The organism is Flavobacterium sp. W21_SRS_FM3 (genome assembly GCF_052113625.1).
Classification (GTDB): Bacteria; Bacteroidota; Bacteroidia; order Flavobacteriales; family Flavobacteriaceae; genus Flavobacterium.
Genome location: NZ_JBGQOD010000002.1, coordinates 330,513 through 357,054, shown reverse-complemented (window position 1 = coordinate 357,054; position 26,542 = coordinate 330,513). Strand labels below are relative to the sequence as shown.

The window sequence follows — 26,542 nt, the reverse complement described above, 5'->3', positions numbered from 1 at the left end:
TCTCAGCTTGTTGCACTATTGCAAAATGCCCGCCTACAGGTTTTACCCACGGTAAATTCAACGATGACGTGTACTTATTTTGAGTTATTTAGGTCTTATTATAAACTTACTTGGTTACATTATAGTTTCCAGATGCAAATCGAAGATGAGTAAGAAAGACATTTTTGCGAGATACAATCTGAGAAATACAATTGGAGTGAACGAGAATTAAAAGGTCAATACGATTCGGCACAGATGCAGATGGATGTCAATTATTGTAATAAAGAAAAACGTTTAGAAGGGGAGAATAAAACCATTGGAATTGCGCTGTGTCAAAATAAAAGCGATGTAGTTGTCGATTATACATTGCCTGAGAATAACGAACAAATTTTTGCCAGTAAATACAAAACCGTTTTACCTAGTAAAGAAGATTTAATAAAATTAATTTCGTAATCACTATATGAAAGACGAGGAAGAAGAAAATATAAATCCAGAGCATGAAGATGTTAACTCAGATGATAATGCTGTTGATGAAAATCAAGAACAGGAGTCCTCTAAAGGAGTTGAAAAATCGACAGGCGACGGACATTTTTATAACAATAATGAAGAAGGTACTGATACCATTACTAAGGTAACAGGAATGTACAAGGATTGGTTCTTGGACTATGCCTCTTATGTGATTTTGGAGCGAGCTGTCCCTGCTATTGAGGACGGTTTTAAACCTGTACAGCGCCGTATTATGCACTCCTTAAAAGAGTTGGATGACGGTCGATACAATAAAGTTGCCAATGTGGTAGGACACACCATGCAGTATCACCCACACGGAGATGCCAGTATAGGTGACGCGATGGTACAAATAGGTCAAAAAGAATTATTAATTGACTGTCAGGGAAACTGGGGAAATATACTCACTGGAGATAGCGCTGCCGCTTCTCGTTATATTGAAGCCCGTTTATCAAAGTTTGCTTTGGAAGTATTATACAGTCCAAAGATTACGGACTGGGGTGTTTCTTATGATGGTCGTCGCGCTGAGCCTAATAATCTTCCTGTAAAATTCCCACTGCTTTTAGCTTCGGGAGCCGAGGGTATTGCGGTAGGTCTTTCGACCAAAGTATTGCCTCACAATTTTAACGAACTAATTGATGCTTCGGTAAAAATATTAAAAGGAAAACCGTTTACAATTTATCCTGATTTTATGACACAAGGTATTGCTGATGTGTCTAATTATAACGACGGAATGCGAGGCGGACGGGTACGAGTACGTGCTAAGATTGCCCAACTCGATAAAAACACTTTGGTGATAACCCAAATCCCGTTTTCGACGAATACTACAACGTTAATTGATAGTATTTTGAAAGCCAATGAAAAGGGCAAAATCAAAATCAAAAAGATTGAGGACAATACTGCTGCCAATGTGGAAATTTTAATCCATTTGTATCCAGGTGTTTCTCCTGATAAAACGATAGATGCTTTATTTGCTTTTACCGCTTGTGAAACATCAGTAGCACCTTTAGGCTGTGTTATTGAGGATAATAAACCATTGTTTATTGGGGTTTCTGATATGTTGAAAATTTCGACTAATAGAACGGTGCAATTATTAAAAAGCGAACTCGAAATCCAGTTAGGAGAACTAGAAGAGCAATGGCATTTCTTGTCTTTGGAGCGTATTTTTATCGAAAATAAAATCTATCGTGATATTGAGGAGAAAACGACTCGTGAAGATGTTATTCAGGCAGTTGATGATGGATTGAAACCACACATTAAACATTTAAAACGCGCCATTACTGAAGAAGATATTTTACGTTTGTTAGATATTCGAATCATGCGTATCTCTAAATTTGATAGCAACAAAGCCCAAGATAAAATTGAAGCTTTAGAAGGAAATATAGAGCAGGTAAAATACGATTTAGAGCATTTAATTGATTTTGCGATAGCTTATTTTGTAAAACTAAAAGAGAAATACGGTAAAGGTCGCGAGCGTCAAACTGAACTACGTATTTTTGATGATATTGAAGCCACAAAAGTGGTGCTTAGAAATACTAAACTGTATGTAAATAGAGAAGAAGGTTTCGTAGGGACAAGCCTTAAGAAAGATGAGTATGTTACGGACTGTTCAGACATCGATGATGTAATTGTCTTTTTACGCGACGGTAGTATGATGATTACAAAAGTAGACGCCAAGACCTTTGTAGGTAAAGACATTATACATGTCGCTATTTTTGATAAAAGTGACAAACGCACTATCTATAACTTGATCTACCGTGATGGGAAGTCAGGGCCTTCTTATATTAAGCGTTTTAATGTATCTGGAGTTACACGTGATAAATTGTACGATTTAACTAACGGTACTAAAGGATCTCAGATATTGTATTTCACTTGCAACCCTAATGGAGAAGCTGAGGTAATTACCGTTATACTCAGACAGGTAGGAAGTATCAAGAAATTAAAATTTGATATTGATTTTGCTAAACTTGCCATAAAGGGACGTGCTTCCAAAGGGAATTTGGCTAGTAAATACCCTATTAAAAAGATTGAAATTAAAGAGAAAGGAATCTCTACATTACTACCAAGAAAGGTGTGGTACGATGAAACGGTACGCCGCTTAAATGTTGACGGTAGAGGTGATTTACTAGGTGAATTCAGGCCAACTGATAAGATTTTGATCATCCAGCAATCTGGAAAATTGAAAGTGGTAATTCCTGAATTAACAACACATTTTGAAACGGACATGATTGTATTGGAAAAATGGGTGCCCAAAAAACCAATATCAGCAATTTATTATGACGGTGAAAAAGAACGGTATTATTTAAAACGCTTTTTAGTAGAAACTGAAAATAAAGAGGAAAGCTTTATCACAGAACATCCTAACTCGCAGTTAGAAATTGTATCTACTGATTATCGTCCTGTAGCCGAATTGATTTTCCCTAAAATAAAAGGGGTTCAAAAAGAAAGTGTTACTATTGATATCGAAGATTTTATAGCTGTCAAAGGTTTTAAAGCATTAGGAAATCAGTTAACCACTGACCGACTGAAACAGGTTAATATGTTAGATCCATTGCCTTATGAAGTTCCAGAGGAAATAGTTCCTGAACGACCAACGACAAATGATGATGGTTCAGAAATTCAATTGGATGAGGATGGACAAGTAATATTGTTTAAAGATTAAATAAAAAAAGCTCCATTCGGAGCTTTTTTTATGTTTGTATAGTAAAAAATTAGTAATCTTATTTTTTGTTTTTCTTAGACACTTTCATATTTAAAACCTCTACCATTAAGGAGAACGAAATAGCGAAGTACAAATACCCTTTAGGCACTGCCGTTACATGACTACCAAAGATTAAAGCATTTGATAAATGAGCACTTTCAGTAATCAACATAAATCCAATCAGGATTAAGAAAGAAAGTCCTAAAATTTGTATTGAAGGATGCTTGTTGACAAAACTGCCTACAGGTACTGCAAATTGCATCATAATTAGTACCGATATAACTACTGCAGTAATCATAATGTACAAGGCACCTTGAACACCATTTGTCATCCCTACAGCCGTTAAAATACTATCAAAAGAAAAGACTAAATCAATCAAAATGATTTGAAGCAATACACTGCTAAAGGATTTAGTTGCCGCTTTTCCTAATTCTTTTTCTTCTTGGCCTTTTTCATCCACTTTTTCTCTGATTTCATTGGTACTCTTATAAATCAAGAAAAGTCCTCCAAGCAATAAGATGATACTTTGACCAGAAATTTGGGCGCTTAACCAGCTAAAATCTAGCGTAAACCAAGGTTCTTTCATCGCTATTAAATACGAAATCCCTAAAAGCAAAGCGATTCTCATAAACATAGCCAAGAACATTCCTATTTTAGTGGCTTTTTTTCGGCTCTCGGCAGGAAGTTTTCCTGTGGCAATAGAGATGAAAATGATATTATCTATCCCTAAAACTATTTCTAAAAAAGTCAAGGTCAATAAAGCAATCCACGCATCTGGATTTAAAAATACTTCCATCTAAAGGTAATTAAGAGTTATAAATTTATTTGTTGATCTAAAGTTTTAGTCTAAGTCTGATAGCTTTGTTACTGTACCTCTTTGTTTTTGCGGAACTCCTACCATACCAAACTCAAAGGTATACGTATCGCTAGAAGTAGTCAATATTTTCATGTCTATGGATTTTTCTTCAGCCATATTTTTCGGATGCAATTTTTTAAGCACATACTCACAGTCGTTTACCCATCGCACTGATGCAGTATCTGTTTTTCCATCAAAAGTTTCAATCTCGATGCTGTCATTGCGTTCAAAGAAAGTCGTTTTCTTCACGCCATCTACTTCATAATCAAATCTAAATTTACCTGTTTTAAAATCTTTACAATTGCGTTCTACATTGTAACAGGATACAACTAAAAGCAGTAGTGGGAGTACTAATATTTTTTTCATTTTTTTTGGAGCTATTTCCTGCTTTGCGCTGCAATCTTTTTATTTTTAAAGAAAAAATAAAAAGGATTTCCACTGCAATCAGGGCTATTGTCAATTATTATTGTAATTTTTTTAATTCTTCATCAGTGAAATGCTGCAAGCTTTTATCTTGAGCAAATTTCGCATCATTGTACATCACGGAATTGTTGCGGGCTATGGACAAACTTTCCCAGTCACTTTTTTTTAATTGCTTAGCATAAAAAACCATTTGTCCCACATGATAGGGGTAATGGGCTAATTGTCTGTTAATCGCTTCAATCACAGTGTGTCCTTCATTTCTAATATAAATAATTTCGGATAACTGTTCGGAACTGAGATTGTCTAAAGCAAAAAACAAGCAGTCCCAACCTTTATTCCAAGCATCCAATACCGCTTCTTTAGTATCTAAATCATTTTTAAATTCTAGATCTCTATTTCGCCATTCTTTCTCACCGTCAGTCGTTAAAAAATCTGTCCAGCGCGATAACATGTTTCCGGATAGGTGTTTGACAAGAGTAGCAATACTATTAGTATCTTCATTACAAGCAACAAAAAGCTGACTCTCTTCCAGTTGTTCTATGGCCTTTTCTCCTAACGTTTTGTAATATAAAAACTGCTTTTTTACACTGATCAAATAAGATTCGGCTGCGTCCATTTATTGAATTTTTATATCGTATTTCTCTAATAATCCAGGAATACCCTGCGTAGAGAATTTTGCTTTCCGCATCGGATTAAATTCCGGATCAATTTTATAATTGTAAGCAGTAACAAAATTCACTTCTTTTAACTGTGTTTCGTTAAAGAGCGCATGTTCTAAATTGCAATTATCAAAGACAGCATTTGATAAATTACTACCCACAAAATTCACTTCTTTCATTGAGCAGGAAGTAAATGGAGTCTTTGGCATTTTTTTATTGGCAAAAGAAGCGTAGTCTAAAATGCATTCCGTAAACGCCACTGAAAACATAAAATCAGCACAATTTGTAAATAGAATTCCCAGCAATTTACAATTAGTAAACTGTACCGTTTTTAAACTGGTATTGGTTAAATTAGTCATTGATAGATTGCAATCTATAAACTCGCAATCCATAAAAGTATTGTTTGAGAAATCACTGTTTGAGAAATCACAATTTTTAAAGATGCAATCTTCAAATTCTCGATTACTAACTTTTTTATCAATGAAAATAACTTTCTCGAATGTTTTTTGGATGTGTATTAAATCTTCCATTAGTCGTTGAATATGCCTTTCATTACCGTTTTTAATCCTAAAAACATAAAATAAACAGCAGCGACACAGGCGCTAATTCCTATAGCTAATACTAAATAATGCCACAGTGAATCTTTGTTCATGAAGGCATTATAAATTATTGATGGCCCTATAAAGAGTAGCGGTAGCGCATACGCTAAATATTTTATTCCTTTGGATAAAAGTTCTTTATTGGTGGCCATAAAATAGGTTTAGATTTAAAAATTTAAAGTTAAGGAATTAACTGAAAAACTAAAAAGGATTAGTGTTATTTGTTGTTTAAAAATGCATCAACTGCTTTTCTAACATTCCCATGAGTTTCTAGTAATTGTGCCCCTTCTTCATAGCTAACGGGAATTTCGCTCATGATCATTCTAATCCCACGATCGACAAGCTTGCTGTTGCTTAATTGCATGTCTACCATTTTATTGCCTTTTACTTTTCCTAGTTGGATCATGGCAGCAGTTGAGATCATGTTTAAAACTAATTTTTGAGCCGTTCCTGCTTTCATTCGGGAACTTCCTGTTACAAACTCAGGACCTACTACAACTTCTATAGGAAATTGTGCCGTTTTAGATAACGGACTTCCTTCATTGCATGAAATACTTCCTGTTACAATATTGTTTTTATTACAGGCCTCTAAACCACCAATAACATAAGGTGTGGTTCCAGATGCTGCTATTCCTATAACAACGTCTTTATCAGATATTTTGTGTTCTTGTAAATCTTTCCATGCTTGGGTGGCATTGTCTTCGGCATTTTCTACAGCTTTGCGTATTGCTGCGTCACCACCAGCTATGATTCCATTTACTAAATCAAAAGGAACACCAAAGGTAGGAGGACATTCAGAGGCATCAACAATCCCTAATCTTCCAGAAGTACCAGCGCCAATGTAAAATAAGCGTCCGCCTTGTTTCATTTTTACCACCACTTGAGTAATCAAGGCTTCAATTTGAGGTAAGGATTTTTCAACGGCTAATGGCACAATCTTGTCTTCCTCATTGATATTAGTGAGCAATTCTTTTACTGACATTTTTTCTAAATGTTGGTATTTTGAAGTTTGTTCCGTAGTTTTAATAAATGTCATTTGATGAATTGCAAAGTTATTGAGGCTCAAAGTTACAAAGTTTTTTTTGAGCATTATGAATGCTGTTGTTTCCTTTTTTGTTGCGTGAGGGATAGTAGCGGTATCCTCGCAGCGTAGCGGAGAGATATAGCGTATAGCCCGACCCATTTTTCTGTTTTTTTCAGAAAATGGGGCACGCCCAAAAGCTTGTATTATAAGAAATAGGCCAATGCGATTCCAAGCACAATCATAGAGACTTTGGCAATATTAAATTTATGACCTTCGCTGCTTTCAAAAATTATAGTAGATGAAATGTGGAATAAAATTCCAATTACAACGGCCGTTATTTCAGTATGGTAATTATTTAGAATAGGCAAAAAATCAGACACAAAAGTACCTAGCGGCGTCATAATAGCAAAGGTAATCATGAAGGCAAAAATGGCTTTTTTATTCAGCTGTGAATTCATGAAAAAAGTGGTCAAAATAATGGCAATAGGTAAATGATGAATGGCAATACCGATGGCTAAGTTATCCTGATGATGCCCCACGGGAAATCCTTCTAAAAAAGCGTGAATACACAAACTTATGAAGAGCAACCAGGGTATGTGCGACATGTTAGGATGCCCGTGAACATGCCCATGCTCAGCACCTTTAGAGAAAAACTCTAAAATGATTTGAAATAAAATTCCCACCATAATAAAGGCTCCAATAGTAGGATTTTGCGTTTCATACACGTCAGGTAAAAGATGCATTACCGTAAGCGATAGTAAAAAAGAACCGCTAAAAGCTAGTAATAGTTTTAGGTTCGTTTTATTCTTTGGTTTGATAACCAGTGCAATTACATATCCTAATAGTACAGCAACTAATGGTAAAAGGTAATTCATGTTTTGTGATTAACGGTTTGTTGAATCGTTTAGCGGTTTGATTTTTTAACTGTTTATTCGTTTCGTCTTGTTGTGAGAATCGAATAAAAGTAGTTTACTTAAATATCATAATTAAGCGCTCGCTATCATTTTTATAGAATTTCTTTAATTTGTAGTCTCCAAAAATATCCAAAAGATAGATACCTGCTTCTTCCATTAAAGTTTCAAAATCGTGCAGCGTTAATGCCTTTACTTTTTCAGTAAAATGAAAGTGTTGTCCTTTGTCATCAAAATCGATTTCTTTATAAATATGCCCATCTTTCAAATAACGCTTTAAATGAAAATCAATTCCATCGACCGTTTTTGTCTCTTCAGGGACTAAGGTATTTAATACCTGAGTAACATTCATAAAGTCGATCACGGCAAAACCATATTCAGACAAACTTTCTTTGATTGCTTTTAAAGTGGTTAGATTGTCTTCGTCATTTTCAAAATAACCAAAACTGGTGAACAAATTAAAAATAGCATCAAATTTTTCTTCAAAGGGCTCTCGCATGTCGTGCACCTTGAAGCTTAAGTTGTCATTCGTATTTTTACTGGCTTCGAGGATGCTGTTCTCTGATAAATCGGCACCTAAAACATTAAATCCTAATTGATTTAAGTAAATGGAATGACGCCCTTTTCCGCAAGCTAAGTCCAATACTTTTGCTTTTTCAGGAAGGTTGAGGTAATGGGTTAAATTATCCATAAATACCTGCGCCTCTCTATAATTTCGGTCTTTATATAAGATGTGGTAATAAGGGGTGTCAAACCAAGAACTAAACCAAGTTTGCGTTGGTTGATCTTGATTTAAGGCAGTTGGTTTTAATTCTTCAGACATTTATTCTTTTTCAATTTATTCTATCCGGCAAATTTAGTGTATTTTTGCTGAAAAATAACGAATCCGTAGCGATACAAACTGATTCATATAATTTTTATTACAAGTGCTTGTTGATTTGCAAATAGCCTTGTTTTAAATGATACGTAAAAATGGAAGATAATTTTAAGATGGTAGCCAAAACCTTTTTTGGTTTTGAAGAGATATTAGCAAAAGAATTGCAACAACTAGGTGCTCAAAATGTAGAGCAGGGAGTGCGAATGGTTAGTTTTAAAGGAGATAAAGGATTTATGTACAAGGCTAATTTGTCTTTGCGTACTGCCTTAAAAATCCTAAAACCTATTTATGCGTTCAAGGCTAACAATGAGCAAGCGTTGTATAAAGGTGTTGCGGGAGTAAACTGGTCTAAATACATCAATGCTAATCAAACCTTTGTTATTGATGCCACTGTTCACTCTGACAATTTTAATCACTCTGAGTTTGTTTCTCAAAAGTGTAAGGATGCCATTGTGGATCAATTTAGAGAAAGAACGGGTCAACGTCCTAGCATTGATAAAGCGCATCCTGATTTAAGAATCAATATTCATATTGACAGAGATCAGGTATCAGTAGCTTTAGACACTTCGGGTAATTCATTACACCAACGTGGGTATAGAACAGCGACCAATATCGCTCCTATAAACGAGGTGCTTGCAGCAGGAGTATTACTACTTTCTGGTTGGGATGGACAAGGAGATTTTCTAGACCCTATGTGTGGTTCAGGAACTTTCTTAGCAGAAGCAGCTATGATTGCCTGCAACATTCCAGCAAATATCAATCGTAAAGAATTTGCTTTTGAAAAGTGGAAAGATTGGGACAATGACTTGTTTGACAATATTACAGATAGTTTATTAAAAAGAGTTAGGGAATTTCACTACACTATAAAAGGATACGATAAAGCGCCATCTGCGGTTCAAAAAGCCAAAGACAATATTAAAAACGCTAACCTTGATGAATACATCACTATTGAAGAGCAAAATTTCTTTGATACTGAGAAAACAACCGAAGGAAAATTACACATGGTATTTAATCCGCCTTATGATGAGCGATTGGATATTCACATGGAAGAATTTTACAAGAACATTGGCGATACTTTAAAGAAAAACTATCCTGGAACAAACGCTTGGTTCATTACAGGGAATCTTGACGCTTTGAAATTTGTAGGCTTAAGACCTTCTAGAAAAATCAAATTGTTTAATGCCAGCATCGAAGCACGTTTAGTGAAATACGAAATGTACGAAGGCAGCAAAAGAACTAAATTTCAGGTAACTGAGGGGGAATAGTAAAATAAGCATATAGAAAAAAGAAAGAATAGGAAAGTGAGAACAAAATAGAAGGCGGCACATTTATGAGTTATAAACAGTATCGCACTTTGAGCTTTTTTAAACCTTAAAAAATATACCATGACCAAATTACAAGTACGAGCATTTTTATATCATTTAGGCTGTTTTGCCATATTGTTTATTTCCGTTCGTTATTTAGTAGACCAATACACTAATTTGACAGGATTGTGGATTCCTATGACTGCATTTGTAGTAGGAACCTTGTTATCGCCTAAATTCAAGGCTATAAAAACTAATGACGGCGAAAAGTTGTATATGAAATGGATTTTTATCAAAGAGGTTAAAGAAGTAGGATAACTACTAGTTGATCCAGCACTAAAATAAAAAGGAGCTAATTATACCATTATAATTAGCTCCTTTTCAATTTTTACAACACAGTATTTATTTTTTTGGGGACTTCTTATTTGAAGTTTCCACTGGAAGTACTTTCTTTTTATAAATAGGTATAAAGTAAGAAACCGTATAATTAAATCCAACACCAAAACTACCATCGTAAGTTCTATTGAAACCCGGTATATAGAGGTTGTCAAAATTGCCTGGTTTTTTATTAGTTATTAAGGTGTTTAATCTTAAACTGAAACCTACAAAAACGTTATTAAAAACCTTGGCCTTAACTCCTGCCACTACTTCTACCCAGCTAGCGGTAAGTCCGTTGTATTTTTCTCCTGATGCTATTTGAGGTATTTCGTCAAAATAGGGTGAGGAATTGTAAATTTTATAGCTATTCAGCTGTTGGTTAAAACTACTAAAACCGTAACGCAATCCTATTGAGATAATGTTCTCCATGTCCAGCCAGTTTTCATAACCATTGTAATCAAATCCAGCTTTAATATAAGAACCTTTAGTGGTAAAGTTCAAGCGATCATCGTCAGTAGTTTTGTTCTCGTTACCAATTTCGGCAGCCAGGAAATACTTCTTTGTCAAACGATAATCCCCTACAAATTCAATCCCTTTATAATCTTTATCATACAGTGCACGCGTCAGTTTGAATAAGTCAATACCTACACGCAAGCCATACCTGTTCGTTTTTACAACGGGTATCGTATCTGTTTGTACTTCTTGAGGCAGCTGTTCTGCATTTTTAAACGAATTGGCAGGAATAACACCTTCCTCCGTTTGTGTGTTTTTAGGAACAGTTATCTCAGGAGTCGTTTCTTGGGCGTTACTAATGAACAGACTAAAAACGAGGCAAATACTAAAAATATATTTCAAGGTGTGTTTCATTTTCGTTATCGATAGTTCTATTTTTAACTGCTATGTATTGTATCCATTTTTGATCAGCAGTCGCGCCATCGGTATGAACAAAAGGAGTGGTGCTGTCTAAGGAAAATACGGTTTTAAAACCACAGGCTCTAGAAACAAAGCTGTTTTCTCTACTATAATTAAAAAGTAAATTGTCTTCATTAACTATCGCTGGATTGCTGTTACCGTAATTTAAAATAAAACGAAAACTAGTCACATCAGCATCCGTTTTTAACGGAATCGAAACGGTACTTCCATTAATTAAAGTACTTCCATTATAACTAATTCCTTCGGTCATTCCTTCACCAATAATTTTTAAATCAGTTACGTTTTTAAGCGTAGTAGAATTGGCGAGGTCGTAAAACGAAATCACTAATCGAGAAGTAGTAACGGTATTGGCATCACAAATATCATCTTTCTCACAGCTGGAAAAAGTGGAGGCAATGGCAATTACTAGAAGAATTATTTTTTTCATATGATACATATTCAGTGTTTCGTTTTCTGTTGACAGTATTCAGTGCTCAGTCCTATTCGATCTGATCACTGATTTCTGAGCTCTGAAAACTAGTTTCTTCTTTCTAAAAGAACTACATTTTCCACATGATGTGTTTGTGGAAACATATCTACAGGACGTACACGCGTCACTTTGTATTTTTCATCCATTAATGCTAAATCACGCGCTTGCGTAGCCGAGTTACAACTTACATAAACTACCTTTTCAGGAGCAATTTTCATGATTTGTTCAATCACATCTTTATGCATTCCGTCACGAGGTGGATCGGTAATAATAACATCCGGTTGTCCATGTTGTGCAATGAAGCTATCATTGAACACCACTTTCATGTCTCCTACAAAGAACTCACAATTAGTAATTTCATTGCGTACCGCATTTGCTTTTGCATCTTTAATAGCATCAGGAACACTTTCAACGCCTATTACTTTTTTTGCTTTTTTAGATACAAACTGAGCAATAGTACCCGTTCCAGTATATAAATCATACACAATTTCGTTTCCTGTCAATCCGGCAAAATCACGTGTTATTTTGTATAATTCATAGGCTTGGTCTGAATTGGTTTGGTAAAAAGATTTGGCATTAATGCTAAATTTTAAACCTTCCATTTCTTCTAAGATATAATCACGCCCTTTGTATAACTTAATATCAGTGTCGTACAAGGTATCGTTAGCCTTGTTATTCACCACGTATTGTAAAGAAGTAATCTCTGGAAATTTATCGTATAAATAGTCAAGAATTAACTCTCTATTGTCTTTATCGTCTTCAAAAAACTGAATCAACACCATGATTTCTCCAGTAGAAGCGGTACGTAACATTAATGTTCTCAATAAACCAGATTGTTCTCTTGGGTTAAAGAAAGTCAATCCATGTTTGTTAGCAAAATCCCTAACTTCATTTCTAATAGCATTTGAAGGATCTTCTTGTAAATGACATTTGTTAATGTCTAAGATTTTATCCCACATTTTCGGAATGTGAAAACCTAGTGCGTTTCTATTTCCTAAATCTTCTGTACTGCTAATTTCAGCTTCCGTTAGCCAGCGGCTGTTAGAAAATGAAAACTCCATTTTGTTTCTATAGAAAAACTTTTTTTCTGAACCTAAGATAGGTTCAAAGTCTGGAAGTTCAATTTTCCCTATGCGTTGCAAGTGGTTCAAAACCTCATTTTGCTTGTAATATAACTGTTGGTCGTAGTTCATGTTTTGCCATTTGCAACCACCACAAACCCCAAAGTGTTGGCAAACTGGTTCTACACGGTGCTCTGATAACTCATGAAAATGCACTGCTTTCCCTTCATAAAACGACTTACGTTTCTTAAAAGTTTGTACATCAACCACATCACCCGGAACCACATTCGGTATGAACACTACTTTACCATCCGGCGCTTTTGCTACCGATACGCCTTTTGCACCTGCATCAAGGACTTTTATTTGATGAAAGACAACCTTGTCTGTATTTTTTCTTCCCATGGCGCAAAAATAAGCGTTTGTAAACTTTTATAAATTCAATTTGGCAAATATTTTCAAAAAGAAGTGTTTTTTATTTGAGCCTTATCCCGCTTTTTGCTACAAATCCTCGTTACCACAGCACAAATCCGGCTATAAAAGGAGCTCCCTGCGGTCGCTCTTTTCTCGCACGGCTTTGTAGGCTGTGGATACTTCGGGTTTTTCGCGGCAATCGGGGGCAGGGGAGTAGGGATCTGTAGAGTGTGATGAGCGCTAAAAACTATTTCGATCCTAATAACAATAGCATCAGCTAGTAGTTTGTCGTGCATCCTTATTTATAGTTATAAATTTATGCTAAACCCAGATCTTGATTGCTGATTTTTAATTAATTATCGTAATTTTAAGCAAAACAATTATTATGAAAACAGTTATTCCTACCTTATTTCTGATTGTTTTATGCAGCTTCGGACTCAGTTCTCAGGCTCAAAACAATGGGAGTTCAAAATTAGAAAGAAATATACCACTAATCGTAACAGAGACCTTCAACAACAGCTATCCTGCTAACGATGCCGTTTGGTTTTCGAGATACCAAGGGTATAATAACCAGCAATTAGTCTATATCGCTAAATTTATTTTTGACAACAGGTATTGCCATGCAAGTTATACCGCTGATGGAAGACAGCAGGCCTTTGCTGCAACGGTAGATCGTAAAGAGTTGCCCAAAGGCGTTACGCAGTATATGAAAGAAAATTATCCGAGCTTCCCTATAATTGAAGCCTTATTAGTAACGGATAATAAACAAGAGGTTACCTATGAAATAGGAGTGTACATTGATAATGATTATGTAGTCTTTGTCTTTACTGAAGCCGGTGATTTTATGAGGAATACTAAAGCTTAAGCGATCAAACTGTATTAAAAGCGATTAAAATTAATTAAAATGATTTTTGCTTTTCATCCATTCGTAATTAACAATCGTCAAAAAGTAAAAAACCACATCGGCGCATATTTTTCCAGCAATCACACCTGTTAAGGCGTTCCCCGTTAGCAGCGGCAACCAATACATACAAAAAGGACGTACAAAAAGCATATCCACTACGGCAGGATAACCAAATTCCAACAGCAAATTTTTGATAATTAACAGTACATCTGAAGTAGTTGTTTGTTGTCCCGCTAGTTTATTTTTTTTAGAACGTTGTACAAAGGCAGTAATGATAATCACCCCATAAAAGGCAATGTATTCTGAAAAGGTAATGAGATAAGCAGTTACTATCGGGTCAAAAATTCTGCTGAACTGCGATCCTAATAAGGCAGCACTGCTGGCAGCCAACTCGGCATATTTATACCGATCAAACCATTCTTTGAATTTTGTTTTTGAAAACATAACTGCGTGTTGCTACTTTTTAAGAATAGCAAATGTAGAATAAATTAAATAGCAAAAAGATTTTTAACAGCAGCGGCTTTCTTTTTCAAAAGTGCAGGCATTGCTTGTCTATTTCTTCTTTATGAAAATTTCAATGACACCATTCTTCCCTTTTTCACCATATCGATCTGTTGCATTTTTATCTTTTAAAACATGAATTGATTCAATGTCATTTGGCGAAAGCTTTGCCAGTACGGCAGCATTTATTTCTTTTCCATCAAAGAGGTAAAGCGGCTCATTTTTAGCATTTGTGGGCTCGTTTGCGACATTACAATCGCTCACAATATCAATGCCTTCAATGCGCTGCTCTAAATAGTACAATTCGTCTATGGGATATCTTGGTTCTTTATCGCTGTTGATTTTTACAAAAAAGTAAATTTCTTTATTGGTTAAAGACCAGTAATTAGAGCAAGCTTTAGAATTCCAGGTATTTAAGTTGGGATAATTCTTCAGCACCATTTTGGCAGTCAAATTGTTTAAATCAATATAGGTTCCGTCAGGAAGATATCCTTTGAACTCGTTTGTTAATCTAATTTTACTAATGTTGTCCTGGTATTGTTGGGTTTGAAAAAGGATTCCAGGATACAATTGAGAACTGTAGGCTTTTCTATTTTCAAACCGGCTGTCTGTTACAAAACCATCAGCACATAAACCCATTTCTATTACGTCCACTTCTTGTAAGTTTTTGTCTTGTTGTTTTAGATCAGCAAGAGTCAATTGACACAACTGAATATCCGCTAGGTTGATGCTGCCCACTGCTGCTTGTTGTGAAAACAACATAGATATCGAAAACAGACAAAACACTGAAAGCATTAATTTCATAAGGTGTGCATTTTTAATTAGTTAGTGAACAGCTTTAAACTGTTTCATTTCCTGCAACGGTTCGATAGCATTGTAATCTTTCCAAATCATGGGATCGTACGATTTGATGTTTAGATATTTAAAATCTTCTTCTTTAATCTTTGCAATGGCAGTAGCAGTTGTTTCGGTGCGGGACATGTTTAAAAACTCGGTTTTAGTTCTTGTATTGGCTTCGATTTTAAAATCAAGTGCTAATATGTCTTTATCACCACGGGTCAATTCGATTAATTTTAACGGGCGATGCAGGTAAAAATAATTGCCAGTTTCAGTAGCAGCATATTGCATGAAATAGCTGTCGTCTTCGGCTCTTTTCTTGTAGATAACTGTTCCCTTACTCACATTTTCGGCTACTTTTACACCTAAAATCCACTTCATATTAAAGCTGCCTAATTGCTCTCCTTCATCGAGAATATAGTCTGTTCTAAGGACAGCATAATCATTTTCAGAAATGTACAATTTCCCTGTAAAGTGGGCTTTGCTTTTTCGAGGTTTAAAAGTAAGTACATAGGCAAATTCATTGTCATTAGTATAGGTCATGCCCTCAAAAGTGTAGTCGTAACGTTCTGGTTTTTGAATAAAATCAAATTTATCGTTACTCAAGAAATTATTGCGGTACATAAAGCTGTTTAGCTTACTTTTTGTAACTGATAATTGATTTTCTATTGTGATACTACTCGTCTTTTTATCGTTAGCTTGGAACTCTTTGCTAAACGAGATGGTATCACGTGATCCTATAAGACCACTTTTAAAGCGGTAAAATTTAGTGGTGTCAAGATGCTGCAGCATTAAGTCTTTAGCCTTTTTCTCAAGATCGTCTAACGATGTTGATTGACCTTCATTCTTTAAAGTGGTCGCTTTTAAAACATCAAGTTTGGAGTTAAAAACAAACTTATTATCTTTTTTAGTTTTAACTGAATAGTAATTGCAAAGCACATCTGTAAAAGATACCGGTGGGTGTGCAATCAATTTTTTAGCAAACGCTTGCAAGTCATTGTTCACCTTTGTTAAGCCTTGCTTGTTAAAACCAGTTGATTGGTCAATTTCGATATCAATTAAGTTGGGTGTAAAGTAATCAGAGGTTCTATAAAAGATCATGTCTTTCGATCCTTTTTCGGCCGTGGTGTAATTCTTACTGAGGTTGGCTTTCACATGGGCCATAATCTCATTCGGATTGGGCTTGATGTTCGATACGGTGACATCGCTGAGTTCGTAAATTGCTGGTGCCAGTTGAATAATATAATCAAGTTTTTTTAATTCAGCCACAGTCAATTGTCGGTTGACAAAACCCAAGTAGGAAACATGAAGCACCGTTTCTTCTTTGCTGTTGCTTTCTGAAAGCGAAAAATACCCTTCTCCATTAGAAATCAAGCTTTGCGAGTCGTTAACCTTAATTGTAGCATACGGAATGCTTTCCGCTGTGGCGGCATCAATGATTTTGGCTTTTATGTTCTGAGCAATTCCCTGTTGGAAAAGTAGCAGGATGCAAATGGCGGAGTAGAAGTTCGTTCTCATTGATATACTGTGTTTTAAATAAGACGAAGAAGAGCGGGTTTTGTTACTGAAATAAGTAATCTAAATTAGAGTAAAAAACCGAGAATACCATTGACTTCCAGACCGTTCAATATGGCTGTGGTATGCGTTTTATTAATTTCGTTATTACTTAGTACCGTTCATTAATTGGTTTTTGAAACCTTCAAGTTTTACCAGGTAGAAACCTGAAAACAAAATAATCCAAGTAATAAATACTAAAAATAATACAATTAGATTTAAGCCTTTTTCTATGTTGTCAGCATAGAAGCAAATAAATCCTAGTAAAATCAGTCCAACAAAATTATAAAGCAAAGCATTTTTTATACTCATTTGCACCATCCCTGTCAAAAAATTCCACCCAATAAGCTTGTCCGTTATAATTATTTTATTTGGTTCTTGAAATTCAATTTTTATTTGTTGAGAAAGTTCTAAATTCACAAAAATCGAATTGTTTTTTCTTGAAAAACGGTAATCATACTTATTTAAAAAGTTTAATACTTTTTCTATTTCTTGTTCCATTTCTATTTATTTTCTGTTTACGTTTAGCTCAAATAAAACACTAATTTCATAGGTTGTTGGATGTAGTGCAACTTTTAAACCAGTGTTTTTACTCCTTCCAAAAGATTCGCTTTCTAATTTCCAGCTCGTTCAATATGGCTGTGCTGGCTGTTTTTTATTTAATTTTATTTTGGGTTAAATTTTTCCCTATAAAGAACAAACCGATTATTATAAATGGTAAACTCAATAGTTGTCCCATATTTAATTGCATACCATTTTCAAATTCTACTTGATTTATTTTTAAAAACTCAATTAAGATTCTCATTATGAAAATCAATGTTATTACTAAACCAAACAAAAAACCATTCCCTAATTTTATATTTTTTGTTTTATAAATAGTTAATACCATAATGAAAATTATTAAATACGAAATCGCTTCATAAAGTTGTCCTGGATGTCTTGGTATGTTGTCTACACGTCTAAAAATAAAAGCCCACGGCACGGTAGTTTGATTACCTATCATTTCCGAGTTCATTAAATTTGCTAGACGTATGAATGTTGCACCAAGTGGCGCTACAATGGCAATTAAGTCCAGTATTTTAAGGTATTTTATATCATATTTTTTTGAATAAAGATAGAGGGAAATTAGTAATCCAACAGCTCCTCCGTGACTGGCTAGACCTGCATAACCGATAAACTGGTACTCTCCAGTAAGACTTTTGTGAATAGGTAAAATAATTTCTAATAGATTTTTTGAATAATAGTCAAAATCATAGAATAAACAATGCCCTAATCTTGCTCCAACAAAAATTCCAATTATGCCATAAATAAACAACGCTTCGTGTGCGCTATCTTTTAAGTTTTCTCTTCTAAAAATTCCTTTTAGAATGTACATACTTAATAGCAAACCGCATGCAAATAAAAGGCCGTAATATTTTAATGGGAAACCAAAAATATTTATTATTTCAGGATCAACATCCCAATTGATGTAATTTGCAATCATGTTTTTTAATTTTTATTTTACTGCAATTTTTAGGCTAAATCTGCCAGCGTTTAACCGCTTCGAAAGGACTGGAAGTTCATAACCGCTCATTTTTTGGCTTAGCGAAAATACGATTAAAAACGTTAATCCCACTAAATTCCAGCTAGCTCAAAATGGCGGTTATGCGATGGCTTTTTTGTTATCAGATGGTTAAGAACTGCTCGTAAAGAATTTTAGCATAGTATTTTCCGTATATATTTATTATAAACTTACTTAGCAAAATGGGTAAAAAGTAAATGCTAGCTAAAATCAAACCTAGATTTCGAGTAACTATGTCTGCTGTGTAATATGAAGAGACAACAATAATTAATGAAATTATTAACGCTAGAAATGAACCACCAATCAAATTTCTAAAAAAACCATATTCAATATTGTGCTGTAAAAGTAAAGTGTTCTCTCTTAAAAGGTTTCTAATTTGTGAAACAGTAGTAGATATTAGTTTTCTTGCTCTTTGTTCATCTAATGTTTCTTCAGTTGTTGAAAGCAGGTTTATATCAAATCTGTTTTTTATTTTAGCTTCTATTTTTTCTTTTATACTTATTTCAAGTTCAGAATTTGACTTAAGCAAAAAATTGGTTGTTGGCATATTTATTTCATCCTTAAAATAAAGTCTTTGAAATATTTCTTTGGATAAAAAACGATTTATCTGAACAAGTAAAAAGATAATCGCTCCTGAAAATATAACATCAGTAATAGTTGGTAAACCAGAGTAAATATTTTCAAGTTTGTCGTGGTAAAGGTTTGCAACAAACTTGTTATATAATAATATTGCTGGTATTGCTGTTAAAACAGTGGGAAATAGTCTTGCTTTAAAATAGTAATTTTTGACTGTCATATTTATTAAGCTGTTAATTGACATATAAAGTATGCTTTATGAGTTGCGTTGTAAGGTGGACTATCCCAACCTCGTTTTGCTCTGAAATCCTTCGCAAACTCTGCATTTTTGACATATAGCTTAATATTTTGAGTTGAAATATCAAGTATTATATATCCTGCTTGGTTATTTGTAATTCTTGTTCCTGGATATTTGGGATATGCTAAGTGTTTAGAATTAGCATTTCCAAAAAGTGTTATTGTCGGTGTAAGAGATTTTAAAAAATCAAAATTTCTATTTGAATCTCTTCCATGATGTGGTGCAAATAAAATATCGATATTTTTTACTTTGTCAGCGTGATTGGCTATAATGTGTTCCCATGTTAAATCTTCGCTATCACCTGCTAATAAAATTTTCCAATTACCACCATTTGCTTTTGGAGGAGTGTAAAGAATTACGTAGGAAGAATCATTCCAATTACCTTTTTCGTTGCAAGCTTTAATTATTGAAGAGTTTGGAGATAAAATCTCAATATAATCTTGGTTGTAATAAAGATTGGAATTATTGGAAAAATATGTTAATCTAGTGCTTGGGGATATTTTTCCATCCCTAAGACTTTTATAAAACTTCCAATCTTCCATATTGTATCCGCCGGAACCTGCCTTGTCAGATATTTCTTTTTTATTGTCAGTGTCCCAGAAATTTGTAATTGTAAATTCGTCAAAAAAGTCTTTTATTCCATCAAGATGATCCATGTCTGGATGAGTAACTATAAATCTAAAAATATCCTGAATACCTTTTTCTTTAAGATAAAATATAGGATTGTCAGGATTTTTTTTCTGTTTGTAATCTTTTTTATTGGTAGGTACTTGCGTTCTTTCATACATAGCTTTTCTAAGCTCTGAATTTTTAACAGCAATTTCTTCTATAGTATCATAATCATTATATCCATTGCTGATGTCTATTACTGTAGTTCTACCGCTATCGTGTTGTATTATGTTACAGTCTCCTTCTAAGACGTTTAAAAAATGAATTATTGACATATTTGTATTTTTTTATTTAAGGTTGTGATTTTAAGCTATCGCATAACGTTCTGGCGCTTGGCGAGGTTGGGGATTAAAGAGGCGAGATTTTTCGGTTAAACACAAATTTTCCAAATACAAGACCAACTTTCCATTAAGCCTAAAACCCCAATCTCGCCAAACGGCTGTTATGCAACGTATTTTCTATTTACTTTTACAATAGATTTCCATATTTGGTAAACCTGGAGGATTGCTTTTTCCGTCAGAAACTAAAACTAATATAAGTTCATTTTCATTAATTTTAATTATGCGTGAATTTGTTTTGTTATTCACAGAAAGGTCAATATATTTTTTATTCTCATTAAAAATCCATTTTCCTTTTTGTTTAGTTTTGTCTTTAATTACAGTATAGGAATTATCAGGATTAAATTCGAATTCAAAAGCGATATTATTTGGTAATTGATTTATTCTCATTCCGCCCATCATTGCATAATCGGCTTTCCAATTTTTACACAAAACTTTATTCAGTTCGATTTTGGATTGTGTTACATTTTGAGCTTTTGAGTTTAAGTTTACTCCCAAAAGTAATCCTATTGTTAATAAGTAAAATACCTTGTTCATTTTAATATTTGGTTTTTTGTTATTTCGGTTTTCGGTTTTTCTAATATGTCGCATAACTAGTAAATAGCATCATAAACATATGCCTTTTTTGATGTTATTTTACTTTTGGTAAATATTCAATTTAAAACCCATTCCCACAATACCCACTTTTAGTGATTTATACTCCTACCTTAAACTAAATTTTATAATTGATATTATTCTAAATATATTTACAGTTCTATAATTAGCGATTATCTACATGAAAAAATTATTCTTTATTGCGCTTTTAGTACTTACTGGCAGCGTATTTGCACAAGACAACAGCCCCAGCACTGTGGGACAACATTACACCAAGAAAGAAGTGCAAATTAAAATGCGCGATGGCGCTACCTTATTTACGGCCATTTATTCGCCTAAGGACACATCTAAAAAATACCCTATTATCATGCAACGCACGCCTTACAGCTGTGCGCCCTATGGAGAAAATCAATTTAAAAAAAGCATTGGTCCTAGTGAAACCATGATGAACGAAGGTTACATCATCGTTTACCAAGACGTACGTGGTCGCTGGATGAGCGCTGGTTTGTATGACAACATGCGCGCGTTTATCCCTAATAAAGAAGGGAAAAATCAGGTCGATGAAGCTTCAGATACTTATGACACCATTGACTGGCTGGTTAAAAATGTGGCTAATTCTAATGGAAATGTCGGCGTTTGGGGAATTTCATACCCAGGATTTTATTCGACTTATTCACTATTGAGCAAGCACCCGGCATTAAAAGCGGTTTCGCCTCAGGCGTGTATTAGCGATTTCTTTTTTGATGATTTTCATCATAATGGCGCCTATTTATTGAGTTATTGGAAAGCCACGCCTTTATTCGGAATTCAAAAATCGGAAAAAGTGACTAAGGCTTGGTACCAATTCCCGGATATGGGCACTAAGGATGATTACCAGTTTTTTCTAGATGCAGGTCCGCTGTCTAACCTTGATAACTATTATGGGAAAGAGAATGAATTTTGGCAACAGCTAAAAGAACACCCTAATTATGATGATTTCTGGCAAAAAAGAGGCATTCTACAGCACTTAAAAGATATAAAACCTGCGGTGATGATTGTAGGTGGTTGGTTTGATGCTGAGGATCTATACGGTCCTTTGAACACCTATCAAACCATTGAAAAAAGCAGTTCTAATTACAATACTATTGTTATGGGACCTTGGAGCCATGGAGATTGGGCTAGAAATACCGCAACAGCGACGATTGGGAATATCAATTTTGGGGACAGCATTTCTAGTTTTTATCAAAAGAATATTGAAGCCAACTTTTTTCGTCATTTCTTAAAAGAGAATGGAAAAGGGGAAAATAAATTACCAGAAGCCTATGTATTTGATACAGGAACTAAAGACTGGAAAACCTATGCCGTTTGGCCTCCAAAAAACACCGTTAAAGAAAGTTTTTATTTGGCTGAAAATAAACTGACAACCCAAGCACAAAAAGCGGGAGGTTTTCTAGAATTCATAAGTGATCCTAAAAAGCCTGTTCCTTTTACTGAAGATATTAATCAAAAAGGAATTACCCCTCGCAAATACATGACCGATGATCAGCGTTTTGCTGCCAGACGCCCAGATGTACTGGTTTTTGAAACAGAAAGATTGAATGAAGACACGACGCTGGCGGGAGCAATTTTAGCCCAACTGCAAGTAGCTACTTCGGGTACAGATGCCGACTGGATTGTAAAGGTGATTGATGTGTTTCCTAATGAGGAACCAGAAACGCCAGAGATTGCTCCTTATTTAAAAATGAGCAATTACCATATGATGGTGCGTAGTGAGGTTATGAGAGGGCGTTTTAGAAATAGTTTTGTGAATCCAGAACCTTTTGTGCCGAATCAAAAAACAGCCGTAAATATCAAGTTACAAGATGTGATGCACACCTTTAAGAAAGGACATAAAATACAGATACAAGTGCAAAGTACGTGGTTTCCGTTTATTGACTTGAATCCGCAAACGTATGTAGACAATATCTTTAAGGCTAAGGCAGCCGACTTTAAGAAACAAACGCAGCGCGTCTATGCCGACTCTAAAATTATATTTACTGTTGTAAAATAACGGAAGTCCCTCTATAAAATTCAACCCAGTCCTGTTACAGTGACTGGGTTTGTTGTTTTATAGCGTTTGTTTTTCATTGCAGTTGAACATCCAGTGTACGCCAAATTTATCTGTGCAACTACCAAAGTACGATCCCCAAAACATCATTTGCAACGGCATAGTAATCGTACCGCCTTCTGATAAACCTTCAAATAGGCTATTGGTTTCGGCTTGGGTATCGGGTTCTAGATTGATGTGTACGTTGTTACCAGATTTAACCTGGTAACCCATTGTTTCTGGAGCATCTGTAGCCATTAATACATGGCCTCCTAGGATTGGCAACTCAATATGCATAATTAAGTTTTTATCAGCTTCGGCAATAGGCGGCATTGCTTCGGCAGCGGGAATGTCACTGAAACGAGCAATTCCGTAGCCAGCAAACTCGCCTCCAAAAATAGATTTGTAAAAAGTAAAAGCTTCCTCTGTATTGCGAGGAAAATTAAGATAAGTACTTACTCTTGCCATAATGTGATGTTTGTAGTTAGTAGCTAATTTTTTTTTAAAATTAGTGCAGATCGTTGCGCAGTTTTTTAATACTGTGCGCTCGATTGTATTTAAAACGATTGCTAGTATTTTAAAACGGCTTTTCCATTCTCACACTGAATACTTATTGGGGCAGGGGCGACTTCACAGGTAGAATTAATTCCCCATTTAGTATTAAAATCGCGCTGGGCATTCGTATAGATTTTTACTTTTTCGAGAAAAAGCGCTGTATTTATTTTTGAGGAATAGGCCATATAACCGGTAGGACCTCCGCAGGCTTTTGAACCTATAGCAGTAAAATGCCACTCAGAAGCATCTGTGCATTGCTGGCTAGTTGATAGTTGAACTAATTCGATATAGCTTTTTTCGAGTTGCTGCATTTCTTCTTCCTGACTAGCGGGCGCCTCTGAGCTACAACCGCTTAGAACAGTACAAAATAATAACCCGATGAAAAATAGCGTTCTCATAGCTTTGCAATTGTGTAACAATCTAGTATTAAGTTTGTTACTACTAATTTAAGCATTTTATTTTAGCTTATCCATTTTTAAAAGGAATTTTTGGGATAAGCTGCTATAGAGACGTTTATTTAGTTTCCTATTGTTTCATAGAAAGTGCCAGCGTGATGGCATTTTCTACAAGCGGTTCCATAATTTGATAACCTGTTTTATTAGGATGCACACCATCATCAGAATAGGCTAGAGGCAAACCTTTACGATCATCAGCCATTGCCGAGTAATAATCCACATACAGAATGTTATGCGCATCGGCATAATTGATTAAAAGGTTGTTTAAAGCGGTGACTTTATCTGCCGGTTCTTGATTTGCCTTCCACGGAAAGTCAAAAGCAGGAAGCACGGAACAAAGCACTACTTTGATATTATGAGCTTTGGCTAATTCTATCATCGAGAAGATATTATTAGTAATCATTTCTAAGCTAGCAGGACCTGTATTCCCAGCAATATCATTAATTCCAGCTAAGATGACCACTACAGTGGGTTTTAATGCAATTACATCAGCTCTGAAACGCAGCAGCATTTGCGGAGTAGTTTGTCCGCTAATTCCTCGATTGATGTAGTTCTTACTTTGAAAATAATTGCCATCTACGGTACTCCAAAACTCTGTGATGGAATCCCCCATAAATACGACCCTACTTTGTCCCGCAGCGGGAACCGTAAGTTGCGCATTTTGTTTTTGGTATTTAGTTAAATTGGGCCAGTCTTGAGCAGTTAGTTTTTGTGACATACAGAAAATGATAAAAAGAAATCCAAGTAGTAATCTGAAATTTTTCATGGTAACCAGATTAGTTAGTAGTCGTTTTGCGACTAGGTTAGTGTAACAAACTTATGAATTTAATCCATACGATACAATCATCAGGTATTTAGAAGTATACTATTTTTAGGGCTGTAGCCAAAAGGGATTCGCCTGTAGTATTGGGGTTTTTAGGAAAACATATTTTAAATTTTCGTTAAAAAAATAATGAACATAAAAGACTACATTTTTAAAACCTTAAATTTGAGTAAATTAAAAAAGTAACATTATGAAAAGAAATGCAACTGCAGTTTGGACTGGTTCTCTAAAAGAGGGAGCTGGAAAAATATCGACACAAAGTACAACATTAAATAACACACAATATTCTTTTGGTTCTCGTTTTGAAGAAGGAGTAGGGACAAACCCAGAAGAATTGATTGCAGCAGCGCATTCTGGCTGTTTTACAATGCAATTGTCAGCTTACATAGGAGAAGCAGGACATGAAATTGATAGCATCGAAACAAAATGTGATGTGGACTTTCAAGATGGAAGTGTAGTGAGTTCTCACTTAACAGTCAATGCCAAAGTAAATGGTATTAGCGAAAGTGCTTTTCAAGAATTAGTTACTAAGGCAGAGAAAAATTGCCCGATTTCAAAATTATTGAATACTAAAATTAGTTCGACAGCTACTTTAGCTTAAGCACTTTTACTAAAATAGAAAGGCTCAATTTTACTATAAATTGAGCCTTTTTTTATGCGTTACCAGTTCTGGTGAACTTGGGGTTTAATGTATTGCTTATAAATCGCATTCATCTGTTGTATCTTTTCAGGAGTTAACTCTGGTAAGTCATAAACGGATAAATTAGATTCTATATGGCTGACTTTTGAAGCCCCAGGAATAATACAGCTTATTTCGTCAAAACTTAAAATCCATTGCAATGCTATGGGAGCTAAATTAGGCACATCTGGAAATAACTCTTTTAAGGCGGCTACCGCTTTTAAACCTAATTCATAATCAATTCCTGCAAAAGTTTCCCCTTTGTCAAACGCTGCTCCATTTCTATTGAAATTGCGGTGATCTTGAGAATCAAATGTAGTGTTAGCATCAAATTTACCTGTGAGTAAGCCACTGGCTAACGGAACTCTGGCAATGATTCCAATATCTTTCTTTTTTGCTTCGCTAAAAAACAACTCCGAAGGTCTTTGTCTGAAAAGATTAAATATAATCTGAACCGTATTTACATTTGGATATTCAATAGCCTTTAAACCTTCTTCCACTTTTTCGACACTTACCCCTAGGTTTTGAATTTTACCTTGCTCTTTCAAACGATCAAACATTTCAAAAATTTCAGGACGGTAATACACTTGCGTAGGCGAGCAGTGGAGTTGTATTAAATCTAAAGTTTCTAATCCAGTCCTTTTTAAGCTGTCTTCAACAAACTTTTGCAGCACTTTAGGTTGGTAGCCTTCACTGGTATGGGGATTAATTTGCCTACCGCATTTAGTGGCAACATAAATTTTTTCTGAACGGGATCGTACGACTCTACCTACTGCCGTTTCACTTAACCCATCCTCATAAACATCAGCAGTATCAATAAAATTCACTCCGTTGTCAATAGCAGTATTGATAAGTTTATCTGCATTTTTATCATCAAATGAAGATCCCCATTTTCCACCCACTTGCCATGTTCCAAGTGATATTTCAGAGATGTGCAAATTAATTTTACCTAGTTTTCTATAGTTCATGTTATTTTAGTTTTAGATTCAAATACGCTTCTTAATCAATATTCACTGTCTTAATTACTTTGTTGTAGCCTTAATA

The 26,542-nt window shown here is 34.9% G+C and carries 30 protein-coding genes; 7 read left to right on the top strand and 23 right to left on the bottom strand.

Going from position 1 to position 26,542, the window contains the following annotated elements:
• The first annotated feature begins 234 nt into the window (after nt 1-234).
• Nucleotides 235-432, top strand: a complete 198-nt coding sequence (locus ACEN2K_RS05035) for a PDDEXK nuclease domain-containing protein (protein ID WP_441758231.1) — start codon at nt 235-237, stop codon at nt 430-432.
• Between the two features lie 7 nt (nt 433-439).
• On the top strand, nt 440-3,145 hold the full coding sequence (locus ACEN2K_RS05030; protein ID WP_441758230.1) for a DNA gyrase/topoisomerase IV subunit A: 2,706 nt from the start codon (nt 440-442) through the stop codon (nt 3,143-3,145).
• Nucleotides 3,146-3,203: 58 nt separating this feature from the next.
• On the opposite strand, the gene ACEN2K_RS05025 is transcribed toward ACEN2K_RS05030, so the two are convergent.
• The 8 genes from ACEN2K_RS05025 to ACEN2K_RS04990 all read right to left on the bottom strand — a co-directional run bounded on the left by ACEN2K_RS05025 (nt 3,204) and on the right by ACEN2K_RS04990 (nt 8,479).
• On the bottom strand, nt 3,204-3,980 hold the full coding sequence (locus tag ACEN2K_RS05025; protein WP_441758229.1) for a TerC family protein: 777 nt from the start codon (nt 3,978-3,980) through the stop codon (nt 3,204-3,206).
• A 45-nt stretch (nt 3,981-4,025) separates the two neighbouring features.
• Complete coding sequence (locus ACEN2K_RS05020; RefSeq protein ID WP_441758228.1) at nt 4,026-4,406, bottom strand: DNA topoisomerase IV; 381 nt, start codon at nt 4,404-4,406, stop codon at nt 4,026-4,028.
• 97 nt (nt 4,407-4,503) lie between these two features.
• Nucleotides 4,504-5,079, bottom strand: coding sequence for a DUF1572 family protein (locus ACEN2K_RS05015; RefSeq protein ID WP_441758227.1), 576 nt, complete (start codon nt 5,077-5,079; stop codon nt 4,504-4,506).
• A complete protein-coding gene (locus ACEN2K_RS05010; RefSeq protein WP_441758226.1) occupies nt 5,080-5,652 on the bottom strand; it encodes a pentapeptide repeat-containing protein in 573 nt (190 codons plus the stop codon).
• The gene (locus tag ACEN2K_RS05005; RefSeq protein WP_441758225.1) at nt 5,652-5,873 is read right to left on the bottom strand and encodes a DUF6095 family protein; all 222 of its coding nucleotides are present in this window, start codon (nt 5,871-5,873) and stop codon (nt 5,652-5,654) included. Before ACEN2K_RS05005 ends, ACEN2K_RS05010 begins: the two co-directional genes overlap by 1 nt.
• A 65-nt stretch (nt 5,874-5,938) precedes the next feature.
• Nucleotides 5,939-6,757: an N-acetylmuramic acid 6-phosphate etherase gene (gene murQ / locus ACEN2K_RS05000; protein ID WP_441758224.1), complete on the bottom strand. Its 819-nt coding sequence runs from the start codon at nt 6,755-6,757 to the stop codon at nt 5,939-5,941.
• 191 nt (nt 6,758-6,948) lie between these two features.
• On the bottom strand, nt 6,949-7,620 hold the full coding sequence (locus tag ACEN2K_RS04995) for a ZIP family metal transporter (RefSeq protein WP_441758223.1): 672 nt from the start codon (nt 7,618-7,620) through the stop codon (nt 6,949-6,951).
• A gap of 94 nt (nt 7,621-7,714) precedes the next feature.
• The gene (locus ACEN2K_RS04990; protein ID WP_441758222.1) at nt 7,715-8,479 is read right to left on the bottom strand and encodes a class I SAM-dependent methyltransferase; all 765 of its coding nucleotides are present in this window, start codon (nt 8,477-8,479) and stop codon (nt 7,715-7,717) included.
• Between the two features lie 149 nt (nt 8,480-8,628).
• On the opposite strand from ACEN2K_RS04990, the gene ACEN2K_RS04985 reads away from it, so the two are divergent.
• A complete protein-coding gene (locus ACEN2K_RS04985) occupies nt 8,629-9,798 on the top strand; it encodes a THUMP domain-containing class I SAM-dependent RNA methyltransferase (protein WP_441758221.1) in 1,170 nt (389 codons plus the stop codon).
• Between the two features lie 120 nt (nt 9,799-9,918).
• Nucleotides 9,919-10,155, top strand: coding sequence for a hypothetical protein (locus tag ACEN2K_RS04980; RefSeq protein WP_441758220.1), 237 nt, complete (start codon nt 9,919-9,921; stop codon nt 10,153-10,155).
• An 84-nt stretch (nt 10,156-10,239) separates the two neighbouring features.
• Here the strand turns inward: ACEN2K_RS04980 and ACEN2K_RS04975 are convergent, their stop codons facing one another.
• From ACEN2K_RS04975 to rlmD, 3 genes are all read right to left on the bottom strand, one after another.
• The gene (locus ACEN2K_RS04975; RefSeq protein ID WP_441758219.1) at nt 10,240-11,082 is read right to left on the bottom strand and encodes a DUF6048 family protein; all 843 of its coding nucleotides are present in this window, start codon (nt 11,080-11,082) and stop codon (nt 10,240-10,242) included.
• Nucleotides 11,054-11,575 carry a DUF6452 family protein gene (locus ACEN2K_RS04970; RefSeq protein WP_441758218.1) on the bottom strand — a complete coding sequence of 174 codons (522 nt, stop codon included), beginning with the start codon at nt 11,573-11,575 and terminating at the stop codon, nt 11,054-11,056. Before ACEN2K_RS04970 ends, ACEN2K_RS04975 begins: the two co-directional genes overlap by 29 nt.
• Nucleotides 11,576-11,664: 89 nt before the next feature.
• On the bottom strand, nt 11,665-13,080 hold the full coding sequence (rlmD, locus tag ACEN2K_RS04965) for a 23S rRNA (uracil(1939)-C(5))-methyltransferase RlmD (protein WP_441758217.1): 1,416 nt from the start codon (nt 13,078-13,080) through the stop codon (nt 11,665-11,667).
• A 394-nt stretch (nt 13,081-13,474) separates the two neighbouring features.
• On the opposite strand from rlmD, the gene ACEN2K_RS04960 reads away from it, so the two are divergent.
• Nucleotides 13,475-13,954, top strand: a complete 480-nt coding sequence (locus ACEN2K_RS04960; protein WP_441758216.1) for a hypothetical protein — start codon at nt 13,475-13,477, stop codon at nt 13,952-13,954.
• A gap of 30 nt (nt 13,955-13,984) precedes the next feature.
• Here the strand turns inward: ACEN2K_RS04960 and ACEN2K_RS04955 are convergent, their stop codons facing one another.
• The 8 genes from ACEN2K_RS04955 to ACEN2K_RS04920 form a co-directional block, all read right to left on the bottom strand.
• Nucleotides 13,985-14,437, bottom strand: coding sequence for a hypothetical protein (locus ACEN2K_RS04955; RefSeq protein ID WP_441758215.1), 453 nt, complete (start codon nt 14,435-14,437; stop codon nt 13,985-13,987).
• 108 nt (nt 14,438-14,545) lie between these two features.
• The gene (locus ACEN2K_RS04950; protein WP_441758214.1) at nt 14,546-15,298 is read right to left on the bottom strand and encodes a hypothetical protein; all 753 of its coding nucleotides are present in this window, start codon (nt 15,296-15,298) and stop codon (nt 14,546-14,548) included.
• Between the two features lie 21 nt (nt 15,299-15,319).
• A complete protein-coding gene (locus ACEN2K_RS04945; RefSeq protein ID WP_441758213.1) occupies nt 15,320-16,849 on the bottom strand; it encodes a carboxypeptidase-like regulatory domain-containing protein in 1,530 nt (509 codons plus the stop codon).
• A 144-nt stretch (nt 16,850-16,993) separates the two neighbouring features.
• Nucleotides 16,994-17,386, bottom strand: coding sequence for a hypothetical protein (locus ACEN2K_RS04940; protein WP_441758212.1), 393 nt, complete (start codon nt 17,384-17,386; stop codon nt 16,994-16,996).
• Nucleotides 17,387-17,540: 154 nt separating this feature from the next.
• Nucleotides 17,541-18,368 (bottom strand): prolipoprotein diacylglyceryl transferase, encoded by an 828-nt coding sequence (gene lgt, locus ACEN2K_RS04935; protein ID WP_441758211.1) that lies wholly within the window; start codon nt 18,366-18,368, stop codon nt 17,541-17,543.
• A gap of 181 nt (nt 18,369-18,549) precedes the next feature.
• Nucleotides 18,550-19,242 carry a hypothetical protein gene (locus ACEN2K_RS04930; protein ID WP_441758210.1) on the bottom strand — a complete coding sequence of 231 codons (693 nt, stop codon included), beginning with the start codon at nt 19,240-19,242 and terminating at the stop codon, nt 18,550-18,552.
• 5 nt (nt 19,243-19,247) lie between these two features.
• Nucleotides 19,248-20,264 carry a ComEC/Rec2 family competence protein gene (locus ACEN2K_RS04925; RefSeq protein WP_441758209.1) on the bottom strand — a complete coding sequence of 339 codons (1,017 nt, stop codon included), beginning with the start codon at nt 20,262-20,264 and terminating at the stop codon, nt 19,248-19,250.
• Between the two features lie 183 nt (nt 20,265-20,447).
• Entirely contained in the window at nt 20,448-20,864 is a 417-nt protein-coding gene (locus tag ACEN2K_RS04920) for a hypothetical protein (protein ID WP_441758208.1), read from the bottom strand.
• 238 nt (nt 20,865-21,102) lie between these two features.
• Here ACEN2K_RS04920 and ACEN2K_RS04915 point away from each other — a divergent pair, with 238 nt between their 5' ends.
• Nucleotides 21,103-22,950 carry a CocE/NonD family hydrolase gene (locus ACEN2K_RS04915; protein WP_441758207.1) on the top strand — a complete coding sequence of 616 codons (1,848 nt, stop codon included), beginning with the start codon at nt 21,103-21,105 and terminating at the stop codon, nt 22,948-22,950.
• Between the two features lie 57 nt (nt 22,951-23,007).
• On the opposite strand, the gene ACEN2K_RS04910 is transcribed toward ACEN2K_RS04915, so the two are convergent.
• From ACEN2K_RS04910 to ACEN2K_RS04900, 3 genes are all read right to left on the bottom strand, one after another.
• The gene (locus ACEN2K_RS04910) at nt 23,008-23,454 is read right to left on the bottom strand and encodes a VOC family protein (RefSeq protein WP_441758206.1); all 447 of its coding nucleotides are present in this window, start codon (nt 23,452-23,454) and stop codon (nt 23,008-23,010) included.
• Between the two features lie 101 nt (nt 23,455-23,555).
• Complete coding sequence (locus tag ACEN2K_RS04905) at nt 23,556-23,939, bottom strand: hypothetical protein (protein WP_441758205.1); 384 nt, start codon at nt 23,937-23,939, stop codon at nt 23,556-23,558.
• 127 nt (nt 23,940-24,066) lie between these two features.
• Complete coding sequence (locus ACEN2K_RS04900) at nt 24,067-24,714, bottom strand: SGNH/GDSL hydrolase family protein (protein WP_441758204.1); 648 nt, start codon at nt 24,712-24,714, stop codon at nt 24,067-24,069.
• A 295-nt stretch (nt 24,715-25,009) separates the two neighbouring features.
• On the opposite strand from ACEN2K_RS04900, the gene ACEN2K_RS04895 reads away from it, so the two are divergent.
• Nucleotides 25,010-25,420 (top strand): OsmC family protein, encoded by a 411-nt coding sequence (locus tag ACEN2K_RS04895; protein ID WP_441758203.1) that lies wholly within the window; start codon nt 25,010-25,012, stop codon nt 25,418-25,420.
• A 59-nt stretch (nt 25,421-25,479) separates the two neighbouring features.
• On the opposite strand, the gene ACEN2K_RS04890 is transcribed toward ACEN2K_RS04895, so the two are convergent.
• On the bottom strand, nt 25,480-26,466 hold the full coding sequence (locus ACEN2K_RS04890) for an aldo/keto reductase (RefSeq protein WP_441758202.1): 987 nt from the start codon (nt 26,464-26,466) through the stop codon (nt 25,480-25,482).
• Between the last annotated feature and the right edge of the window lie 76 nt (nt 26,467-26,542).